Annotated in this window: 19 protein-coding genes and 1 pseudogene; 6 read left to right on the forward strand and 14 right to left on the reverse strand. The window is 29.0% G+C overall.

What is annotated here, in order from left to right; all coding sequences use genetic code 11:
• Window positions 1-70: 70 nt before the first annotated feature.
• The gene (locus tag B5E87_RS02535) at window positions 71-1,561 is read right to left on the reverse strand and encodes an LCP family protein (protein WP_087243380.1); all 1,491 of its coding nucleotides are present in this window, start codon (window positions 1,559-1,561) and stop codon (window positions 71-73) included.
• Window positions 1,562-2,251: 690 nt separating this feature from the next.
• Between B5E87_RS02535 and tnpA (B5E87_RS02540) the strand changes: the two genes are divergently transcribed.
• The 5 genes from tnpA (B5E87_RS02540) (at window position 2,252) to B5E87_RS02560 (ending at window position 5,053) form a co-directional block, all read left to right on the forward strand.
• Window positions 2,252-2,515, forward strand: coding sequence for an IS66 family insertion sequence element accessory protein TnpA (gene tnpA / locus B5E87_RS02540; RefSeq protein ID WP_087243381.1), 264 nt, complete (start codon window positions 2,252-2,254; stop codon window positions 2,513-2,515).
• Window positions 2,512-2,859: an IS66 family insertion sequence element accessory protein TnpB gene (tnpB, locus tag B5E87_RS02545; RefSeq protein ID WP_087243382.1), complete on the forward strand. Its 348-nt coding sequence runs from the start codon at window positions 2,512-2,514 to the stop codon at window positions 2,857-2,859. Before tnpA (B5E87_RS02540) ends, tnpB begins: the two co-directional genes overlap by 4 nt.
• Window positions 2,860-2,966: 107 nt before the next feature.
• Window positions 2,967-3,794: an IS66 family transposase gene (locus tag B5E87_RS02550; protein ID WP_087243383.1), complete on the forward strand. Its 828-nt coding sequence runs from the start codon at window positions 2,967-2,969 to the stop codon at window positions 3,792-3,794.
• A gap of 528 nt (window positions 3,795-4,322) precedes the next feature.
• Window positions 4,323-4,706 carry an IS66 family transposase gene (locus B5E87_RS02555; RefSeq protein WP_158095526.1) on the forward strand — a complete coding sequence of 128 codons (384 nt, stop codon included), beginning with the start codon at window positions 4,323-4,325 and terminating at the stop codon, window positions 4,704-4,706.
• Window positions 4,640-5,053, forward strand: a complete 414-nt coding sequence (locus B5E87_RS02560; protein WP_241147120.1) for an IS66 family transposase — start codon at window positions 4,640-4,642, stop codon at window positions 5,051-5,053. The genes B5E87_RS02555 and B5E87_RS02560 overlap by 67 nt, the downstream gene beginning before the upstream one ends.
• A gap of 354 nt (window positions 5,054-5,407) precedes the next feature.
• Here B5E87_RS02560 and B5E87_RS02565 read toward each other — a convergent pair whose 3' ends face one another.
• The 3 genes from B5E87_RS02565 to B5E87_RS02575 all read right to left on the reverse strand — a co-directional run bounded on the left by B5E87_RS02565 (window position 5,408) and on the right by B5E87_RS02575 (window position 9,206).
• The gene (locus B5E87_RS02565) at window positions 5,408-6,529 is read right to left on the reverse strand and encodes a glycosyltransferase (RefSeq protein WP_158094018.1); all 1,122 of its coding nucleotides are present in this window, start codon (window positions 6,527-6,529) and stop codon (window positions 5,408-5,410) included.
• 155 nt (window positions 6,530-6,684) lie between these two features.
• A complete protein-coding gene (locus tag B5E87_RS02570) occupies window positions 6,685-8,184 on the reverse strand; it encodes a lipopolysaccharide biosynthesis protein (RefSeq protein ID WP_087243387.1) in 1,500 nt (499 codons plus the stop codon).
• Window positions 8,181-9,206 (reverse strand): glycosyltransferase family 2 protein, encoded by a 1,026-nt coding sequence (locus tag B5E87_RS02575; protein WP_087243388.1) that lies wholly within the window; start codon window positions 9,204-9,206, stop codon window positions 8,181-8,183. Before B5E87_RS02575 ends, B5E87_RS02570 begins: the two co-directional genes overlap by 4 nt.
• Before the next feature lie 215 nt (window positions 9,207-9,421).
• Here B5E87_RS02575 and B5E87_RS02580 point away from each other — a divergent pair, with 215 nt between their 5' ends.
• The gene (locus tag B5E87_RS02580; protein ID WP_087243389.1) at window positions 9,422-10,867 is read left to right on the forward strand and encodes a DDE-type integrase/transposase/recombinase; all 1,446 of its coding nucleotides are present in this window, start codon (window positions 9,422-9,424) and stop codon (window positions 10,865-10,867) included.
• Between the two features lie 96 nt (window positions 10,868-10,963).
• On the opposite strand, the gene B5E87_RS02585 is transcribed toward B5E87_RS02580, so the two are convergent.
• The 10 genes and pseudogenes from B5E87_RS02585 to tnpA (B5E87_RS02630) form a co-directional block, all read right to left on the reverse strand.
• Window positions 10,964-12,154 carry a hypothetical protein gene (locus B5E87_RS02585; RefSeq protein ID WP_087243390.1) on the reverse strand — a complete coding sequence of 397 codons (1,191 nt, stop codon included), beginning with the start codon at window positions 12,152-12,154 and terminating at the stop codon, window positions 10,964-10,966.
• Window positions 12,155-12,370: 216 nt separating this feature from the next.
• Window positions 12,371-13,282, reverse strand: coding sequence for a beta-1,6-N-acetylglucosaminyltransferase (locus B5E87_RS02590; RefSeq protein ID WP_087243391.1), 912 nt, complete (start codon window positions 13,280-13,282; stop codon window positions 12,371-12,373).
• Window positions 13,283-13,284: 2 nt separating this feature from the next.
• Window positions 13,285-13,785, reverse strand: coding sequence for a glycosyltransferase (locus B5E87_RS02595; protein WP_087243392.1), 501 nt, complete (start codon window positions 13,783-13,785; stop codon window positions 13,285-13,287).
• An 11-nt stretch (window positions 13,786-13,796) separates the two neighbouring features.
• Window positions 13,797-14,279, reverse strand: coding sequence for a PssD/Cps14F family polysaccharide biosynthesis glycosyltransferase (gene pssD / locus B5E87_RS02600; protein WP_241147117.1), 483 nt, complete (start codon window positions 14,277-14,279; stop codon window positions 13,797-13,799).
• A 12-nt stretch (window positions 14,280-14,291) separates the two neighbouring features.
• The gene (locus tag B5E87_RS02605) at window positions 14,292-15,635 is read right to left on the reverse strand and encodes a sugar transferase (protein ID WP_241147118.1); all 1,344 of its coding nucleotides are present in this window, start codon (window positions 15,633-15,635) and stop codon (window positions 14,292-14,294) included.
• 176 nt (window positions 15,636-15,811) lie between these two features.
• Window positions 15,812-16,648, reverse strand: coding sequence for a dTDP-4-dehydrorhamnose reductase (rfbD, locus tag B5E87_RS02610; protein WP_087243394.1), 837 nt, complete (start codon window positions 16,646-16,648; stop codon window positions 15,812-15,814).
• Window positions 16,648-17,682 carry a dTDP-glucose 4,6-dehydratase gene (gene rfbB / locus B5E87_RS02615; RefSeq protein ID WP_087243395.1) on the reverse strand — a complete coding sequence of 345 codons (1,035 nt, stop codon included), beginning with the start codon at window positions 17,680-17,682 and terminating at the stop codon, window positions 16,648-16,650. The genes rfbD and rfbB overlap by 1 nt, the downstream gene beginning before the upstream one ends.
• A complete protein-coding gene (gene rfbC / locus B5E87_RS02620) occupies window positions 17,682-18,260 on the reverse strand; it encodes a dTDP-4-dehydrorhamnose 3,5-epimerase (RefSeq protein WP_087243396.1) in 579 nt (192 codons plus the stop codon). Before rfbC ends, rfbB begins: the two co-directional genes overlap by 1 nt.
• The gene (rfbA, locus tag B5E87_RS02625; RefSeq protein WP_087243397.1) at window positions 18,260-19,138 is read right to left on the reverse strand and encodes a glucose-1-phosphate thymidylyltransferase RfbA; all 879 of its coding nucleotides are present in this window, start codon (window positions 19,136-19,138) and stop codon (window positions 18,260-18,262) included. Before rfbA ends, rfbC begins: the two co-directional genes overlap by 1 nt.
• Window positions 19,139-19,286: 148 nt before the next feature.
• Window positions 19,287-19,765 (reverse strand): annotated as a pseudogene (gene tnpA / locus B5E87_RS02630) (IS200/IS605 family transposase).
• Window positions 19,766-19,790 lie beyond the last annotated feature (25 nt).

Here is a 19,790-nt window from a genome sequence, read left to right on the forward strand (position 1 = left end):
CAACAAAATAAACATAATTTAACAAAAACTAAACAAAAAGAGGCATCAGAAGACACCCCTTTCAATAATTTTATTCACTTTGTTCAACATTAATTTTTTCACCATTAACCATTTGTTGAATCAATGATGAACATTCATTAATACTACTTTCATCTGGAACCATATAATAAAGTCTATTATTTGGCATATATGAACCACCAGTCATCATTTGTCCACTACCACTTAACTGAACTTGATAGATATCCCATGAAGACATATCATTCAACTGCGTTTTGATTAAACTTGTAATTTCACCAGATGACATATTTGTTTCAAATGAACCTTCAATAGAACTCAATACACTTGAATAATTTGTTAAAATTGCAGGTGACATTGCTTTTTCTAACATTCCTGTTAAAACTCTTTGTTGGTTTTTAACACGATCGTTATCTCCACCAGATAAACCATAACGTTCTCTTACAAATCCTAATGCTTTATCTCCATTCATTTCATTATTTCCTTCATGAATCTGATATCCACCGTGCATTGTTGTAAATGAAACAGGAGAATATACTGTTATACCACCTAATGCATCGACCATCTCAATTAAAGATGTAAAATTAACTCTAGCATAATAGTTAATATCAATATCCATAAAGTTTTCAATAGTTGCTACAGAGTTTTCTACTCCACCTAATCCAGCATGAGTTAATTTATCTTTTTCTCCTCTGTTTGCTAGAGTGACATAATAATCTCTTGGAATACTTGTCATTAAAATTTGTTTTGTTGTTGGATTAACAGTCACAAGCATATTGACATCACTACGTGAAACTGTAGAAACAGGTCCTGTTGTATCAATACCACTAATGAAAATTGTAAATGCTTCTTTTGTAACATTAACATTCTTAGAAATATCTTCAGTTTGTTCAACAATATCATATGACCATAAAACTCTTGTATCATTTAAGAATGTATCATGTTCTTCTTCTAACATACCGTAGTTTGCCTCATTGATATAGATAGCTTCTGTATTTTCATTATAAAGATCATCTGCCATTTGTGCATAACTTGATGCATTCTCAACCTTAATTGTTGACTCTTCTTTATTTAATGCTTCAATAGCTTTACTCATGTATTTCGCATTATCTTCATCATCTAGATTTGCTTCAATTGTTTTATTTTTTAAGTCTGAAATTGATTGATAATCACTATCTTTTAAAACAACTAAAGAAATTCTTGTTGTCTTTTCATTTGCACCTGTAATAGAATCTAATACAGAATTTCCTTGTGCAACATATAAAGATCCAATCATTAATAGAACAGATAATAAGATACTAATAATTTTTCCAATAATATTTCGAATTTTACCTTTTCCATCTTTCTTAGATGGTTTCATTAATGCGAATGAAAACAAAGCTAATAATACGATAACACCTATTACAACCATTGTATAAAGCATTGGTAATGCATTTAATTTAAAAATAAGTGCAACAAGTACAATAGATGCAACGAGTTGAATTCCTAAAATCACTTTCCAAGAAACAATTTTAGAAACTATATTGTCTTTGCTGTTTTTTGCCATTTTATCCCTCTTTTCTTATTCGGTCAAATGTTAGCATATTCATGTGTATTTTTCAAGAACATATCCATTATTAAAACATTGAAAAGTTCTTCTACCCCATTTTTTATGATAGTCTAAGAAGTCACGGGGTTTTCCAAAACGAATAAGTTTTACGGGAAATCTCTTTTTCTATTTTCTCAATCTATGTTCCAAAATCACGGGAAATTCAATAGCTTGTTGATCATATGTCTCATATAAAAAAGTTTAAAGATTGTTCAAACATTTCTTTGTTTTCTTCTATTTAATGTTATATGATTTAGTTATAAAGGTAATAAGTATATATATTAATGATTACTTTAAATCCATTTATTTGGCAGCTATTATTAATAGCTACGCTTATTATAGACTGTGTATAATATCTCATAAGATCAACTATTAATTTATTTGCTGATACGTTATTTATTTCATTTTTATATGGTGTATATATACTTTTCAACTATGTTTAAAATGTCAAAATAAAAAGGAATTATTATTTCACGATTGACATTTCATGCTATCTGGTCTTAGTGACCTGTCAAACGTACTATCAGGTAGGAAATCCTACAATTTCATAATCAACAATACACAGTAAGCGACAAATGAAAAGGCACTAACAAGACTGCGGATATTCATTTAAAATGTAAGTACAATAAAAAAGGAGGTACTTACTATATGCAATATGATTGGAAAAAAATCATAAATAGTCAAAAGGAAAGCACTTTGACTGTCAAGGAATTCTGCAGACAGAACAATATCTGTTTGTCTTCTTTCTATAAGTCAAAAAGACGACTGGAAAATGATGAACTTCAAAGTGATTTATTTGTTCCTGTCGAGGTTGTGGATGATGCCCACCCCAATGTATCAATGACCATTGATGGTCATTGTATTGAATTTGATCCTGCACTTCTTGACAGAATCATTGGTGCTCTCAAATGATCATCAACGCTGATGAAGTCAAGAATATCTACGTTTCAACGCATTTCGTGGATATGCGCAAGTCGATAGATGGGCTGACACTCATTGTGCATTCCCAATTCCAGATGAATGTCCTTGATCACAGCCTTTTTATCTTTACCAACCGATCAAGAAATCGCATCAAGATTCTCTATTATGAAAGCAACGGCTTCTGGCTGTTCATCAAGAGACTTGAACATGGAAAATTCAAAATCCAGGAATCGCAGGAATCATTGACAAGAGCCATCACTTCCCGTCAGCTCAGTTGGCTTCTGGAGGGTCTTGAATATGATGAAAAATTGAAAGAAAAGCAGCTTCTCATCTAACAAAGCAGTTTGTTTTATGGTATAATACGAAACAGCTGAAATCATGTAATGTAGGGTGTGAAGATGTCATGAACTTGAGAAATCTAAGTTAGGAAGAACTGATCAAGATGATTAATGAAAAGGATAAAAAGATTGAAGCATTGACTGAGCAGCTGAACTGGTACAGTCAGCAGATCAAGCTTCAGCAGAAGAAGCTTTTTGGTTCATCTTCAGAAAAGACTGTTCTTCCTAATCAGATTTCTCTTTTTGATGAAATTGAACTAGAATCCACACCAATCAAGCAGGAACCGGAACTTGAAGAAATCACATACAGAAGAAAAAGAAAAAGCAGACAGAGAGGAATAGATATTTCATCACTGCCAGTAAAGAAGGTCATTCATGATATTGACAATAAAAGCTGCCCAAAATGTGGTGCACTGCTTAGAAAGATAGGCGAAAACAAAAGAAAGGAGCTTGTCTACCATCCTGCACGATATGAAGTCATTGAACATATTCAATATGTCTATACGTGCGATCGATGTGACAGGGAAGCTGTTCAATCGCCAATATACAAGTCACCCATGAAGGAACCAGTCATATACAAGAGCTTTGCATCGCCATCACTTCTGTCATATATCATTGATAACAAGTTCAACAAAGCACTGCCTCTGTATAGACAGGAAGTCATGTTCAATCAGATGGGGCTGAAGCTGTCAAGACAGACGATGGCCAACTGGATGATCAAACTGCATGATGAATATTTCAGGACAATCGCTAGTCATATGCATAAGGTTCTGTTAAAAAGTCAATACCTGCACGGAGATGAAACGTCTGTTCAGGTTTTAAAGGCACCGCATCAAAAGGCAACCACAAAATCCTATATGTGGGTATACAAGACAGGACGCAGCGAGGAGAAGCAGATAGTTGTTTTCATATACGTGAATATTTCACTTTAAAAATCGAATAGTGTTACTTGTTTGATGTCGTCATCACACCAGTGTGATGATAATTTTTCTTTTATTTTTGTTTTTCTTTGTAAGCACCAAATAATAAAGTCTATTTAAAAAGTTGATTGAATTGATAAGATAAATCCTATAATTTAACGGGAGAATTTAAGTTAATCTTTCAGTTTTATTTTTATATAAAATAGATTTAACTATAACCTTACTGTAAAATCAGAATTTCATTATTAATCAGATTCATCGCAATAACTGGTCAGAATAATCTGAATATTAGGAACAATATTGGTTAATTAGGAATATCGGAATAATTGGTCAACTTGAGCAGAATAATCAATAGCAGATGCCATACTTGATAGAATAGTAACGTCTTCATATACTATTCATATAAATGGTGACAAATCAATGAGAATACAAAAAAGGATTAATAAAAAGATGCCACTATGGTCAAATCTATAATGACTATTTTATCATCACACTAGTGTGATGACGTCATCAAATGAGTGAAACGGTGTCATCTTTTTAGTGAAATACTCAATATACGAAAATACAAGAGGACACGAGCATGCCCAGAAGCATCTGGAGGGCTATCATCATATACTTCAGACGGATGGCTATCAGGCCTATGAGAAACTTGAAGGCATTACACACATGGGATGCTGGGCTCATTGTCGTAGAAAATATAAGGAAGCACTAGACAGTGCGCCTGCTGGGGTAGATCTCAAACAAACTGCCAGCTATATGCTTTTTCATAAGATCAACAAGCTTTTTCAAATTGAAAAGGAAACGCGGACAGAAGCTATGAAGAAATCAGGCAAATTCGACAGGAACAGTCAAAACCACTGGTTGATGATTTCTTTGAAGATGTCAGGGAATGTGCAAAAGTTGCAGTGGATAAAACAAAGTTAAGTGAAGCACTAAAATACAGCATCAACCAGGAAGAAAAACTAAGAGTCTACCTTGAAGATGGGAGAATAGAGATATCAAACAACCGAGCAGAAAATGCGATACGCCCATTCTGTGTAGGCAGACGCAACTGGCTGTTTACCAATACGGTTCAGGGAGCACAGACAAGCGCTGCCTTATATTCACTTATAGAAACTGCAAAGCTAAACAATCTCAATCCCTATGAATATTTTAACTATCTTTTGTCATCATTGACAGAAATAGATATCAATGATGAAGAAGCCCTTGATAATTATATGCCATGGTCAAAAGAATTGCCTGATAATACATATCTGACTAAAAAATCGTAGAGATACGATCTTTTAGTCGTGTCCTGTAAATCATACATATATAAATTGTCAATTTATTACAGCTCTAATTATAATCAATGTCGTTGATTGATAATAGGGCTTTTTCATTTTACGCTTACTATTAAACATGCTAAATTCTCGACTATAGGTATTAAAAAACGGGAAGGTAGTTCCTCCCGTATTAATTTAGAATCTAAAACCCCAAAACCCCATGTTATTTTAGATTACCTTTTTTATTTCATATATAAAAATATATTAATATTTTAAATAATTTACTTTAAAAATCATGTAAAAGAAATAATATCTACTTTCTAATTAAATCTTAATCAAATAACTTCAACTCTATTCTATATATTACCCATGTTTACCTGATAGAGTATTTAATAAAATTTTATCATATTGTTCAACAAGTTTTTTTGTATTTAAAGAAATATCAAAATCAAATAGTTCCTTATTTGGTACATTCTCATCAACTCTATTCTCTTTTACTAAAGAAATAATCGTATTTATCCATTGATTTATTTCTAGAGGTAAAGAAAAATATTTTTCAGTCAAACATGCCTCTTCAGATACATCTTTAGAAACTATACATGGAATATTCATAGCTTGTGCTTCAATTAATACATATGGAAGACCTTCAAAAAAAGATGGAAGAACAAATATATCAAATGTTTGCATATATTCAGATGGAGATGATACAACTCCCAGAAATTTTACTTTATTTTCTAAATTATATTTTTGTACCTCTTGAAAAACATAATCCTTATTTTTACCATCTCCAATCAAAACAAGACTGTATTTAGGACTAATTTTATTTAATTCGTTTAACAATCTAATCAAAAATATTTGATTTTTATTTTCATCAAAATATCCAACATGTCCCAATACTATATCATCTTCAATAGAAAATTGTTCACGCATTTTTCTTCTTTTTAATGAATTTTTTTTAAACTTAATAAAACTGATACCATTCTTAATAATATAGAAATTATTTTTACCATATAACCATTTTCCCGAAGAATACCCACATGCAAATGCACATGTATAAGAATGTAAAAAAATAGGTTTTAAAATTTTATTTAAAGTAGGATAATTAGTATTTGTACTATGACTATGCACTAAATTCACATGACATCCTCCTAATTTTGCACCTAGTAAATCTATAAGCATCATTGAACTATTGCCATGAATATGTACTATATCAAATTTATTTATTTTTACTAAATTCGCTAACTGAAAAATATATTTCAATGGATTTTTATTTCTGTTGTTTAATTCAATCACATTTATATTTAAATCATTAAATTTTAGTAACAATTTTTCATCTAAAATTTTTGGAACAACTATTGTTATTTCATAAGTAGGATATAATTCTTTTATTGAACTTGAGTAATTTAATAACCAATTAACAATTCCATTTCTTGATAATTCTACTGTACAAACATATAATACTGATACTATTTTTTCCTTTAACATTTTTAAACCTCCAAATTGAGAAACTGTCTCATTCATATAGCGCCCTACTAAAAAATCATTGAAATGATTACTTTTTCAATCCCATACTGATTCAACAATATATTTAAATGAATTGCACAATGATAAATATATAGAATATTTTATAAAATAATACATTAAATCAACGATTTAATTATCGATAAGCATTTTGAAAATGCTTTCCTATCAAATATAAAATTAATAAATAATATCAGAACTGCAGTTATGAAAAAAATAATAAAACCATTATATACCCATTCAAAATAATTATTAATTTCAATTATTCTTAATATTTCTATGATTTTACAAATTACAACAGATGTACAAACATTTATTATTATTCTTAATGCTGATATTATGGATCTCCTTTTTATTATTTTTTTATTAGCATAGTATATAAATTGAATCGTTCTAAAAATATAAGATATTATTGAGCCAAAAATAACCCCATATAATCCCCAAAAATATCCTAAAATAATTTGAGCTAATAAATTAATAATCATTTCAATAATAGCATAAATTTTCGTTTCTCTAAAATGACCTGCACCAGTTACTATAGTATTAGCTGGTATTCTTAAGTTATTTCCAACACCTACAATAATGAATAATAGAGCCAATATTGGTAAGTAATAATTGACATCATTCATATTAGCAGTGTATAACTTGATAAATGGCATAATTAATATATAAGTACAGGAATATACAATACTTATCATAATAAAATATATATACTCATATGTATCATAAGAACTTTGTAATGTTTTTTGCTCATTTTTTGATATCAATTCTCCAAATGCTGAATAAATTGCATTAGAAAAAGAGGAACATAAAACATTTATTCCATTAAAAACAACTGAGTATACAGAATATATACTTGCTTCTTCTAATCCCAACAATATACTAATAATTAAAGTTGAACTACCCATTACAACTAGCCCTGAAATTTGATGCACAACTGCATCACCGCGTTGATTAATTTCTGAAAACAATGGTTTTATAGACAAATCTAAATATGTATATTTTTTAGATACATATACATACATAAATAATATTCTAAGTATATACGTAATGCTAATTCCTAATTCTACTATAACAATATTTTGTTTTAATGAAACTAATAAAATTAATATCAAAATTGTAGAGACATTTCCAATTATTTGAGAAATATCAACAATATAGTTATCTTGATTAGCAATTAAAATTGATCTAAGCTTTCCACTAGCATAAAACTCAGATGCACCACAAACACTCATAACAATGATTAATCCAAAAATCATAAAATAATTAAGATTTGATTTGATAGTAAAAGGATAAATAATTGCTACTATAAGAGTAATAATTGTAAAAACATTACCCGCTTTAAAAAACATTTTTGCTGTGGCAGTATATATCCCACTTAACTTTTTATAATCATTATCAGCAACTGGTTTATACATTGCAAAAGTACTGGCACTTGAAATTCCTGCACCAGTCAGCTGAACATATGACATTAATTGCTTAATTGTTGAAACTAATCCATTAATAGATGATCCAAATCTAGATACTAAAATAGGTTGCATTATAAAATTTGACAATATTAAAGAAAATTGTTGTAATAAATTAAAAAATAAATTTTTAAGTGCCCTTTTTGTTCTCATGAAACTCCTCTTTTCATATCTTTATAGTGTGTAATCTTATAAATAGTTTTATATATAGAATTAGCATATAAGTAATAAAAATTAATATTATTTAGTATTAAAAAAATCATTGCTGGTTGATAAATTCCTATTTTTCTGATGATATATTTATTAAATTTTTTTATTTTAGTGTTATCTTTCAGTTTATTAAAAAAATATATTAAATTTTTTTTAATAAAATATTTTTCTAATTCTTGTGTTTGAAACAATTGAAGCAACTGATAATTTAGCTCTTTGATAATTCTATATTCTATCATATCTAAATCTTTATAATTCCACTGATTAGCAAATGAATATAACTGAGTATACACAAATATCACATCTTCGGTTCTTTTTAAAATCTTTTCAACATCTTTTGTATTCACTAAACTATTTTCTACTTTTCGATAATGATAAAATTGATTATTTATAATTTTAATAAATTCCACATTACTGTATAGATAACAATTAAATAAATAATCCTCCCCCATAGAAATATTAGTTACATACTTCTTTTTTATTAATTTTCTTGGGATTAACTGACAATATGGAGGGTTAAAATCATATGTTTCAATTAATGTTTTATAAATTTGATCTTTAGAAATTACTTTGCAAACATCTCCATTTTGTTTTTTTTCATTTTTTCCATCCTCAACAACATAACTACACCTTACAATTGTATCATAATCTGCATATTTAATCATTGTAGAAATCATATTATTTTCTATCCAATCATCGCTATCTACAAACATTATATAATCTCCAGTTGATACTTCAATTCCTGCATTTCTTGCTTTTGACACACCACAATTTTGTTGATTAATTAAAAATATTTTATCCCTATAACTATTTAGGAGATTAGCTGTATTATCAGTTGAGCCATCGTTAATCACTATAATTTCAATATTAGGGTACAACTGATCAAGTATACTATCTATACATTGTTTTATAAATTTTTCACAATTATATGCAGGTACTATTACTGATACTTTTTTCTCTTGCATACTTTTCTCCTTTCAAAATACAAGGTAGTGTCAAAAATAGTTAGTTTATTTTATTTATAAATGAACTATAAACCTCATTCTACCTTGGTTTTTTATCTATTCTGATTAATTTCCCCCTGAAATTAATCTATAAACTTGACCTTTCTTTCTATACAAAAAGGTAATAACCGTTCTATAATGAAGTTACCACACCACAATAATAGGAGGTTATTACCATGGTCAAGATTATATCATTAATTATTCATTTTTTAAATATCATTAAGAAACTTTTATATAAATTTGAATGCTTTCTCCTGAAATTCCTTCCAAGCGATCCTAACCCTTCTTCTTCAAGCGAAGCCTACAGGAGATTCAAGGTCCATCCCCTGCCTGTCATAGAGCCCGGACATCTACCCATCCCTTTTGATGAAGCCAAGGCTATCTATGAACTTAAACACAACAAACCTCTTAAGCCTGTCTTTAGACATGAAGGCAAGTCTTATCCTCCTAAGGGAACTGTTTGCCCTCATTGTGGGGCAACTCATGAATACCTTTCCTATAATAATGGCGATAAAAGAACTCAAATCAGATGCAAGGTCTGTGAAAAAACTTTTTCCACTCAAAAAACCTATTCTCAGCAGATTGTCAGAAAATGTCCCCATTGTGGTTCAAAGTTGTCACTCATCAAGTCAAGAAATCACTTTGATATATATAAGTGTACGAATCCTAAATGTTCTCACTATAAGGCCGAACTGAAAAAACTTTCCAAAGAGGACAAAGCAAAATATAAACAAAATCCTTCTGCCTTTTCCCTTCATTACATCACCCGTATCTTCAATGCTTCACTAGATATGCTTGAAAAAGTTCAACTGAGAATTGAGCCTTCTAAAGTTGATCTTTCTCGTATTCGTAATTCTAAACATGTCTTAGGTCTTGTTTTGACTTATTACGTTAATTATGGCCTTTCTTTAAGAAAAACCGCACTTATTCTATATGAAGTTCATGACATTAAAATATCTCATCAGACAATTGCCAACTATGCTCAGGCTGCAAGTCATCTTCTTTTTCCATGGATGGATCATTTCAAGCATGATCTCAATGATTATCAATGTGGCGATGAAACCTATGTCAAGGTTCTTGGCAAGAAAGCCTATGTCTTCTTCATGTGCGATGTCAAAAAGAAAATCATTACATCCTATAGAATATACATGAATCGTGATACCTTCAGTGCCATTGATGCCTTCTATTCTGTTTTGAGAAAATTCAAGGAAATACCAGAAAATCTTGAATTTGTCGTTGATGGCAATCCAATATACAAGGCTGCTCAGCAGTATTTTCAGCTTAAGCGTATCTTTTTCAGGGTCACACAGGTTATTGGACTTACGAATGATGATCCTGTATCAAAGGAACATCGTCCTGCCAAGCAAATCATTGAGCGACTAAATAGAACATTCAAGTATTCATATGCCATTAAGAATGGATTCAACTCACTTGAAAGTGCAAATGATTTCATGTGTCTATTCACGACATACTTTAATTTTTTAAGAAATCATACAACACTTGGCTATAAGCCACCTGTAGAACTGGATTGTCTTAAAAAGATACATAATATGCCAAGCAAATGGAATATATTACTGGATGAAGCAATGAACTACTACATAGAATCGACTATGGAATTCTAGTTATGAAAAAAATTCATTTTTTCATAACTTATTTGACACTACCAAATACAATAATATTACTTAAATCACTATTAATCCTAATAAAAAAATCTTATTTTATTTTTTAATAAACATATTTAATTGATTGAATAAGTTATACACATTTATTGAAAATAATTTGTCATTAGCATTATTTATATTATTCTTTATGCAATAAATAGTTATATAAAAAACAATCCAAAAATATGTAATATCAAAAAAGTGAGATATTAAAGAATTTCCTAATACAAAAATTACTAATGCCATATTGTATAATTTCTGTCCACCTATTAATACTATACTTGAAATATAAGCAAATAAGCCAAAAAAACCAACTTCCAATAATAGTTTAATTAAATCCATTTCTAAATCTCTTCCCAATGCAATAACAGAAGTATTTAATCCATAACTTGAAAAGCCAGTTTCCATTAATAATCTATAAAAATAACTTCTACCCATAGTTAACTGATCAAAAGTAATACCTAATATACTTATATTCCCAGCTTTTAAGAAATATAATAAAATATATGATGATAATACAAAAAATATTATAGTAACAACATTAAATATTTTTTTCAATTTATAATCTGGATTAAAAATTTTAGGTAATAAAAATAAAACAATCATAGCAACTATCATTAATCTCTTGTATGTCATAAATACAAATAATGCAGAAATAAATGTTATTAGTTTATCTTCTCTATAATACATAAAGAAACAACAAAATGCCATTGCCTGTGGAGAAAAGTAATGTGATTCAAATGGTGAAAAAGATTGAACAAAAGATATGGAAGCAATATCCTGCCATGTTAACCCTCTAAAAGCCAAGTCGAAAAATATATATCCAATAAAAGTAATTAAAAGTGATATTTTCATAGCTAATTTTAATTCATCTATTGAATAAAAATTTATTAAAACAAAAGACACTAATAATGGAAAAGTAATTTTTATCAATGCATTTATAGTAATGATATTAAACTTTTGATTGTATATTATTAAAATCAAAGAAATCAATGCTATAACAAAAATACCTATAATAAAATATAAAATTTCATTAAAAAATTTTAACTCTCTAACATTTTTACATTTTTTTAAAATATAATATATCATAATTACTAATGATAATAATAAAAATATATTTTTTAAAAATTTTACCTGGGGCTGAAATGCATATTGATATTGAGTAAAAATATTATCAACAGTTTGCATAAAAAAAATAAACGAAAACAACATTATTTTTAAAGATTTATTTTCTTGAATGTTTACCATAATCGCACTCCTTTAATTAAATTTAATCACTTGTTATAATAAATCTATATTCAAATAAAGTTTATTTTTATCTAAAATAGATAATACTAATTATTGTTATGGATTTTACTTTATAAAGATAAAATTAAAAAAATAAGAACAGCATGTCAATTGATTTATAACATTTACCAGTTGATTTTATAAATTTTAAAAGTAATATATTTTACTGTTATACTACTAGTATTTATTTGTTTCTTTATTCAAATTTACATAATTACTAATTAAATTAATAATTTTATCATCAATTTTAGTATCAAATTTTCGAGCAAATAAGGATTCTGAATTAATCAATTCATTAAAATCATCACTTCGCCATACATAAGGACTTCCAGAGTTATTTTTTTCCCAAAAAATTTTTCTCATATTATCATATCTTTCACTGCTATTTACATATAATTTATTTTTAAAATCTGAGTTATACAAAATAGTTTGAATAAACAATTCATCACTACAATTCGTATACATAAATAATTTTGCTATTAGCTCTTTTTGTTTTAATAGGTATAAAACAAACTCATGTGTAATACTAACCCATTGAGAACCTGCCATTAGTTCAATATTTTCAAATTTTAAACGATCTACTCTTACAAACATTTGTAAAACAATATCTACTTTATTTAAAAAATTAATTATTATTGAAATAAATTTATTACTATTTTTTCGATATTTTTGTAAATGGTAATAATATTTTGCACGCCTTTTTACTTGTGATTGTTTAGAAAAAACCTTATCACAAATAACAAATTCTTTTCCCCTATTTTCATAAAAAAAATTTTTTATATGCTTAATTGATTTTATCGGTAAATCTAAACCACTTAATAAATGATAATAATCATACCCTATTTTTGAAGCTTTTTCGAACAAAAACATCTCTGCTTCTACCATAGAATAATCACCCCAATAAATCTTATACCTACTATATAAATATACTTTTGAAAATTTCAAATCGAAATTCATATTTTCTAATAAAATATTCGATTTTTTATCTATATGAATAAAAATGTCATTATCTTTATCATCAAGTAAAGTAATTAATCTATTTAATTGCTCAAAATTATTATGTGCCATAATTAAATAAGCATGTTTCATATTTATTCTCCTATTAATTTGTTTAATAAATTATTCATTTTATCATTAAATTCTTTATTATTACTTTTCTTGCCACTTTTTTTTGTACTTATAATTAACTGATAATTTAATATCATATTTTTTAAATCTTCTATATTATATACACCTATAATACTATCAAATCTTTCTTCTACTAATTTTACAAAATCAACTTGATGATTATTAACATGCTCATCAAATTGAACTTGTCTAGGAACCACAATAGGTACTTTACCAATTTCAAGTGCTTTCATAAAACTTGCTGGTCCTCCATGAGTAATAATAATGTCTGCTTGTTTATACTTTTCATTCATTTCATCATATGTCAAAAGTTTTTTCCACTCACAATTCTTAGGTTCATATGTTGAAAAACCAGTTTGGATAAATACACAATCGTTTATAATTTTATTACCTTTCAATTCATCCATTTTTTGTATCAATCTATTAAATTGTTGTTCATGTGTTCCCACAGTAACAAATATCATTATAACCCCTCCTAGAAAATACTCCCAAAATTTTTAGATTTAGGATAAACCTTTAATTGTTCTTCCCACTGCACAATGAATTCATCAACAATTGGATAAACTAAACGTCCTGTTAATGTTGGTTTATCCACTCTGTCAAATACTTCAATATAAATTAGTTTTTTACCCATTAGCTTTCCTAAGTAAAAGAAAGGAACAGCTACTGCTGCACCAGAAGAAATAAGAATATCTGGTTTTTCTTTTCGTAATACCTTCCATGCAACAAAAGTATTCTTGATTAAATTTTTAAGATTTCTATTGGTAGGATAATAGCAAGAATACATTTGCTCATCTTTCAACATACTTCTAGCATCTTCTTTATCAAAAGTAACCCAAAATCTATCGTATTTCTCCCATGTAGGTTTTAACATATATAAATGTGTAAGATGCCCCCCACTTGAACCAACTAAACCTATTTTCATATTATTTTCCTCTCTTATTAAATTTTTTTGCATAGTCAATATGTGCTATAATGCACCTTTACCATAAATAACACTCTTAATTGTCTTATAGACAATAATAATATCTAAACCAATACTCCAGTTTTTGTAATAATAATCATCAAGTTTACATCGATCAATAAAACCAACGTCACTTCTACCATTAGCCTGCCACATTCCTGTAATACCAGGTTTACATTTAATAATAGAATGGTAATAAATATCCATATCATCTTTTTCTCTTGGAAGATACGGTCTTGGACCAACCAAACTCATTTCTCCTTTAAGAACATTAATAAATTGTGGAAATTCATCTAGAGAAGTTTTTCTTAAAAAATGTCCAACTTCAGTAATGCGTGGATCATTGACTAATTTTTTATTGGTTAAATATTCCTTTTTAATAGCAGGATCTTTTTTCATTAGTTCCTCTAAAACCTTTTCAGCATTTGGTTCCATAGAGCGATATTTGTAAATATATATATCTTTTCCATTTTCACCAATTCTTTTTTGTTTAAAGAATATTGGCGCTGTATCTCCACTTTTCTTATTCTTTTTAGAAACATATATAGTTAATGGGATAAGTAACAAGCAACCACACAATCCTGCACAAACATCAATAATACGTTTTAACGCTTTACCAAAAACTCCTAATCTACCTCTTGATGTTGATATAAGTAATTCTCCATCAAAATCATCAATTCTAGAATTAAAAGTCATTGTAAAATTTAATTGAGGTAATATCTTAATATAACGCACTCTATCAAATAAATGTCTTGTGATGACATCTATTTCTTCTTTTGATGCCTCTGGTAATGCAATAATAACCTGATCAATATGATTTTTCAATAAATCATTTAATTCATAATAATCATAAATAGGATATCTCATATCTTCTTTCAATTCATTATCAATTTGATTATCTGTTGATACGAATCCAATAACATTTGTTAAAGCAAATCTATTGTTATTAGCAATTTTACCAATACGATATGCTTCATCTCCCGTCCCAATAATCAAAGTTTTTCTTGACAATTTGTTTCTAAATAAAATACGAATCATTCTGTTTGCAAAAACAGCAAAAACAGACATAAAAAAACCTACCCCCACTATTTCTAAATAGAAATTTGTTTTTGGATATGCAAAAACAAAAGCAACTAGCACAAAATATATAAATGCCTTCAAATCGCTTTTAATTTCATCCCATACAAGAGTAGATCGTATTTTATAATGTTGACTTAGAAGCATGATAATCATCCAAAGTAATCCTAACTGTAAATAAAAATCTGACGGTAAGTCTACAATGAAATAGAGAAGATAAAAAAATGCCATTTCAACACAAATTAATCCCATAGCAAATATGTTTTCCTTCATGTTATCCTCTCCCCTTTTACTAAATAACACCATAATTATAGCATTTTTCCCACTTATCTTCAACATCATATGCCATTTTGTTAAAATTGTCAACATAATTTACATAACTCTAACATTCATTTTCTCTTTATTCATCATATAAAATTGAAAAGTGAGGTTTTAACCTCACTTTCATTTTATAAAATATTTCTTAAATATCTCTTTAATGCATCTTGCCATGTAGGTAATCTATCAAAACCATGTTTATCAAGTTCTGATTTATTCATGCGACTATTTTTAGGTCTTGTTGCTTTAACTGGAAATGCTGCTGAATCCACTGGATTAACTTTAACATTCATTTGTGCTTGCTTAAATATTTCACAAGCAAATTCATACCAAGAACAAATTCCTTCATTTGTTGCATGATATGTTCCATATTCTTGTGTCTGAATCATATCTACACATAACTTTGCTAAATCATATGTATAGGTTGGTGATCCAATTTGATCATCAACAACACTGACTTCTCCTCTTTCTTTTCCTAAACGTAGCATTGTTTTAATAAAGTTGTTTCCATTGACTCCAAACACCCAAGAAATACGAATAATAAAGTGTTTTGGTAACTTTTCAACAGCTAATTCACCTTCATATTTTGTCTGTCCATAAACATTCAATGGTTTTCTTTTGTCATATTCATGCCATGGTTCTTCACCTAGACCATCAAAAACATAATCCGTAGAAAAATACATAAGAGGAATATCTAATTGCTGACAGACTCTTGCAATGTTTTCTGTACCATCCTTGTTCACTTTTCTACACATTGCTACTTCATCTTCAGCCTTATCAACAGCCGTCCAAGCTGCACAATGAATCACTGCATCATATTCATCAGTAATGACATTTTCAACCTGTTTTGCATCAGTAATATCCATCTCTTCTACATCTACACCAACTGCTTCAATACATCTTTTTTTGCATTCATTAACAATATCGTAGCCTAATTGTCCTTTAACTCCTGTCACTAATACTTTCATTATTCTTCTACTCTACCTTTATCAACATACATTTTTTGGAAATAATTCTGATATTCTCCTGAAAGAATGTTTTGCCACCATTCCTTGTTATCAAGATACCATTGAATAGTTTGTTGAATACCTGTATCAAAGTTATATTTTGGTTTCCATCCTAATTCTGTTTCCAATTTTGTTGGATCAATCGCATATCTTAAATCATGTCCTTTTCTATCTTCTACATACTTGATTAATGATTCTGGTTTATCTAATGCTTTTAAGATTGTTTTAACAACCTGAAGATTTGTTCTTTCATTATGTCCACCAACATTATAGACTTCTCCAACTCTTCCATTTCTAATGATTAAATCAATAGCAACACAATGATCATAAACATGTAACCAGTCTCTTACATTTTCTCCTGTTCCATAAACCGGTAATGATTCATCAGCTAATGCTCTTGAAATCATTAATGGAATCAGTTTTTCTGGAAAATGATATGGTCCATAGTTATTAGAACATCTACTGATTGTGACTGGTAAACCATATGTTCTATGATATGCTAGTACAAATAAATCAGCAGCTGCTTTAGATGAACTATATGGACTAGATGTATGTAATGGTGTTTCTTCTGTAAAGAACAAGTCTGGTCTATCTAACGGTAAATCACCATAGACTTCATCAGTTGATACCTGATGATATCTTTTGATTCCATATTGATTACAAGCATCTAGTAGTGTTGTTGTTCCCATGACATTTGTTCTGACAAAACTTTCAGGATCTTCAATACTTCTATCAACATGTGATTCTGCTGCAAAGTTCACAACAACATCAAACTTTTCTTTTTCAAATAAATCAAAGATAAACTTTCTATCAGCAATATCACCTTTGACAAACTTATAATTAGGTTTTCCTTCTACTGGTTTACATGTTTCTAAGTTTCCAGCATAAGTTAATAAATCTAAATTGACAATCATATCTTCAGAATATTTATTCACCATATAATGAACAAAGTTACCACCAATAAATCCTGCTCCACCTGTGACTAATATTTTCATTATTTTTCTTCTCCTTCATATACAAACTGATTATTTGATTCTTCCAAAGTTGGTCCTGTCTGATCTTTTTCACTTAATACTGGTTCAATACCATTTAATAATGTTCCCCAATCCACATGAGCAGTAGGATCATCATAACGCATACCACCTTCAGTTTCTTTATTATACACATTATCCACTTTATATCTAAATTCCACATCATCTGTTAAAGTTAAGAACCCATGAGCAAATCCCTGTGGAATAAAGAACTGTCTATGATTTTCAGCACTTAATTCAACAGATACCCATTCACCATATGTAGGACTACCTTTTCTAATATCCACAGCAACGTCAATCACTTTTCCTTTTGTACAAGATACAAGTTTTGATTGTGCATATGGAGGATTTTGCCAATGCAATCCTCTCAAAGTTCCTTTTTGTGCACTAAATGACATATTATCCTGTACAAAATCTACTGTAATTCCTAATTTTTCATATTTTGGTTTAGAATATGTTTCTGTAAAATAACCTCTATGATCACCAAAAACATCTGTTTCAATAATCAAAACTCCTGGTATTTTTGTTTCAATAACATTCATTAATCAATATACTTCCCTTCTAATACATCTTTTAAATATTTTCCATACTGATTCTTTTTATAAAGTTCACATGCTTTTTCTAACTCTTCTTTTGAAATCCATCCATTCAGATAAGCAATTTCTTCTAGACATGCTATCTTTCTATGTGAATGTGTTTCCACAGTTTTCACAAAGTTTGTTGCATCTACTAATGATTCATGTGTTCCTGTATCTAGCCATGTAAAGCCTTGACCTAATAAAGTGACTTCCAAATCACCTTTTTCTAAATAAATCTTATTTAAATCAGTGATTTCTAATTCACCTCTATCACTTGGTTTAATCTGTTTAGCATACTCTACAACTTTGTTATCATAGAAATATAAACCAGTAACAGCATAATTTGATTTTGGATGTTCTGGTTTTTCTTCAATAGAAATAGCTTTTCCATTTTCATCAAATTCAACAACCCCAAATCTTTCAGGATCATCCACATAATAACCAAAAACAGTCGCTCCAGAAGTTTTAGATGCTGCCTGTTTTAAGCGTTTTGTAAGTCCATGACCATGGAAAATGTTATCTCCTAAAATCATAGCACAGCTATCTCCATTAATAAATTCTTCACCCAATAAAAATGCTTGAGCTAATCCATCAGGAGAAGGTTGTACTTTATATTGTAATTCAATTCCAAATTGATGTCCATCTCCTAATATCTCCTGAAATCTTGGTGTATCATCAGGAGTAGAAATAATCAAGATTTCTTTAATCCCCGCATTCATCAAGATACTTAATGGATAATAAATCATTGGTTTGTCATAAATAGGTAATAATTGTTTACTTGTCACTTGTGTAAGAGGATAAAGTCTTGTCCCACTTCCTCCTGCCAAAATAATTCCTTTCATATTCATTTTCCTCCGTTTTCTACAAATCATAACCACGCCTAAAAGACGTGGTATGTACGCGCCCTAGAAGGGCATTCTGTTGCGCCGTGTTTCACACTCTGAAGCCTGACAGCCGCAACACCTTTTCTGGCTAGCCCTTTAAGGGCTTTTATTTTTTGCCTCCTTTTACTGGCTCACCCGTGAACGGGTCTATGAATTCTCTCATACTCATTTGATCATATAGCTTATCTTCCTGCAATTGATTTTGAATATATTCCTTGATTACTTTTTCATTCTTTCCAACTGTATCGCGCAATACCCTTTTGCCCAAAAATGTCGACTTCCATATTTATATTTTAAGTTTGCATGTCGATCAAATATCATCAATGTTGATTTACTTTTCAGATACCCCATAAAATCTGCTACTGCATATTTTGGTGGTATCTCCAATAACATATGTATATGATCTGGACATGCTTCTCCTGATATAAGCTTCACATCTGGTTTTCGATTGATGAGCAGCGTTAATATCTCTATAATATCTCTTCTCAATTTATGATATATTATCATTCTTCTATACTTTGGTACTATAACAATATGATATTTACATCTATATGATGTATGTGATAAACTGTTTGTGTCTTTCATTAGACATACTCCTTTGATTTTATAT

It is taken from the genome of Massilimicrobiota sp. An142 (genome assembly GCF_002160725.1).
Taxonomy (GTDB): Bacteria; Bacillota_I; Bacilli_A; order Erysipelotrichales; family Coprobacillaceae; genus Allocoprobacillus; species Allocoprobacillus merdigallinarum.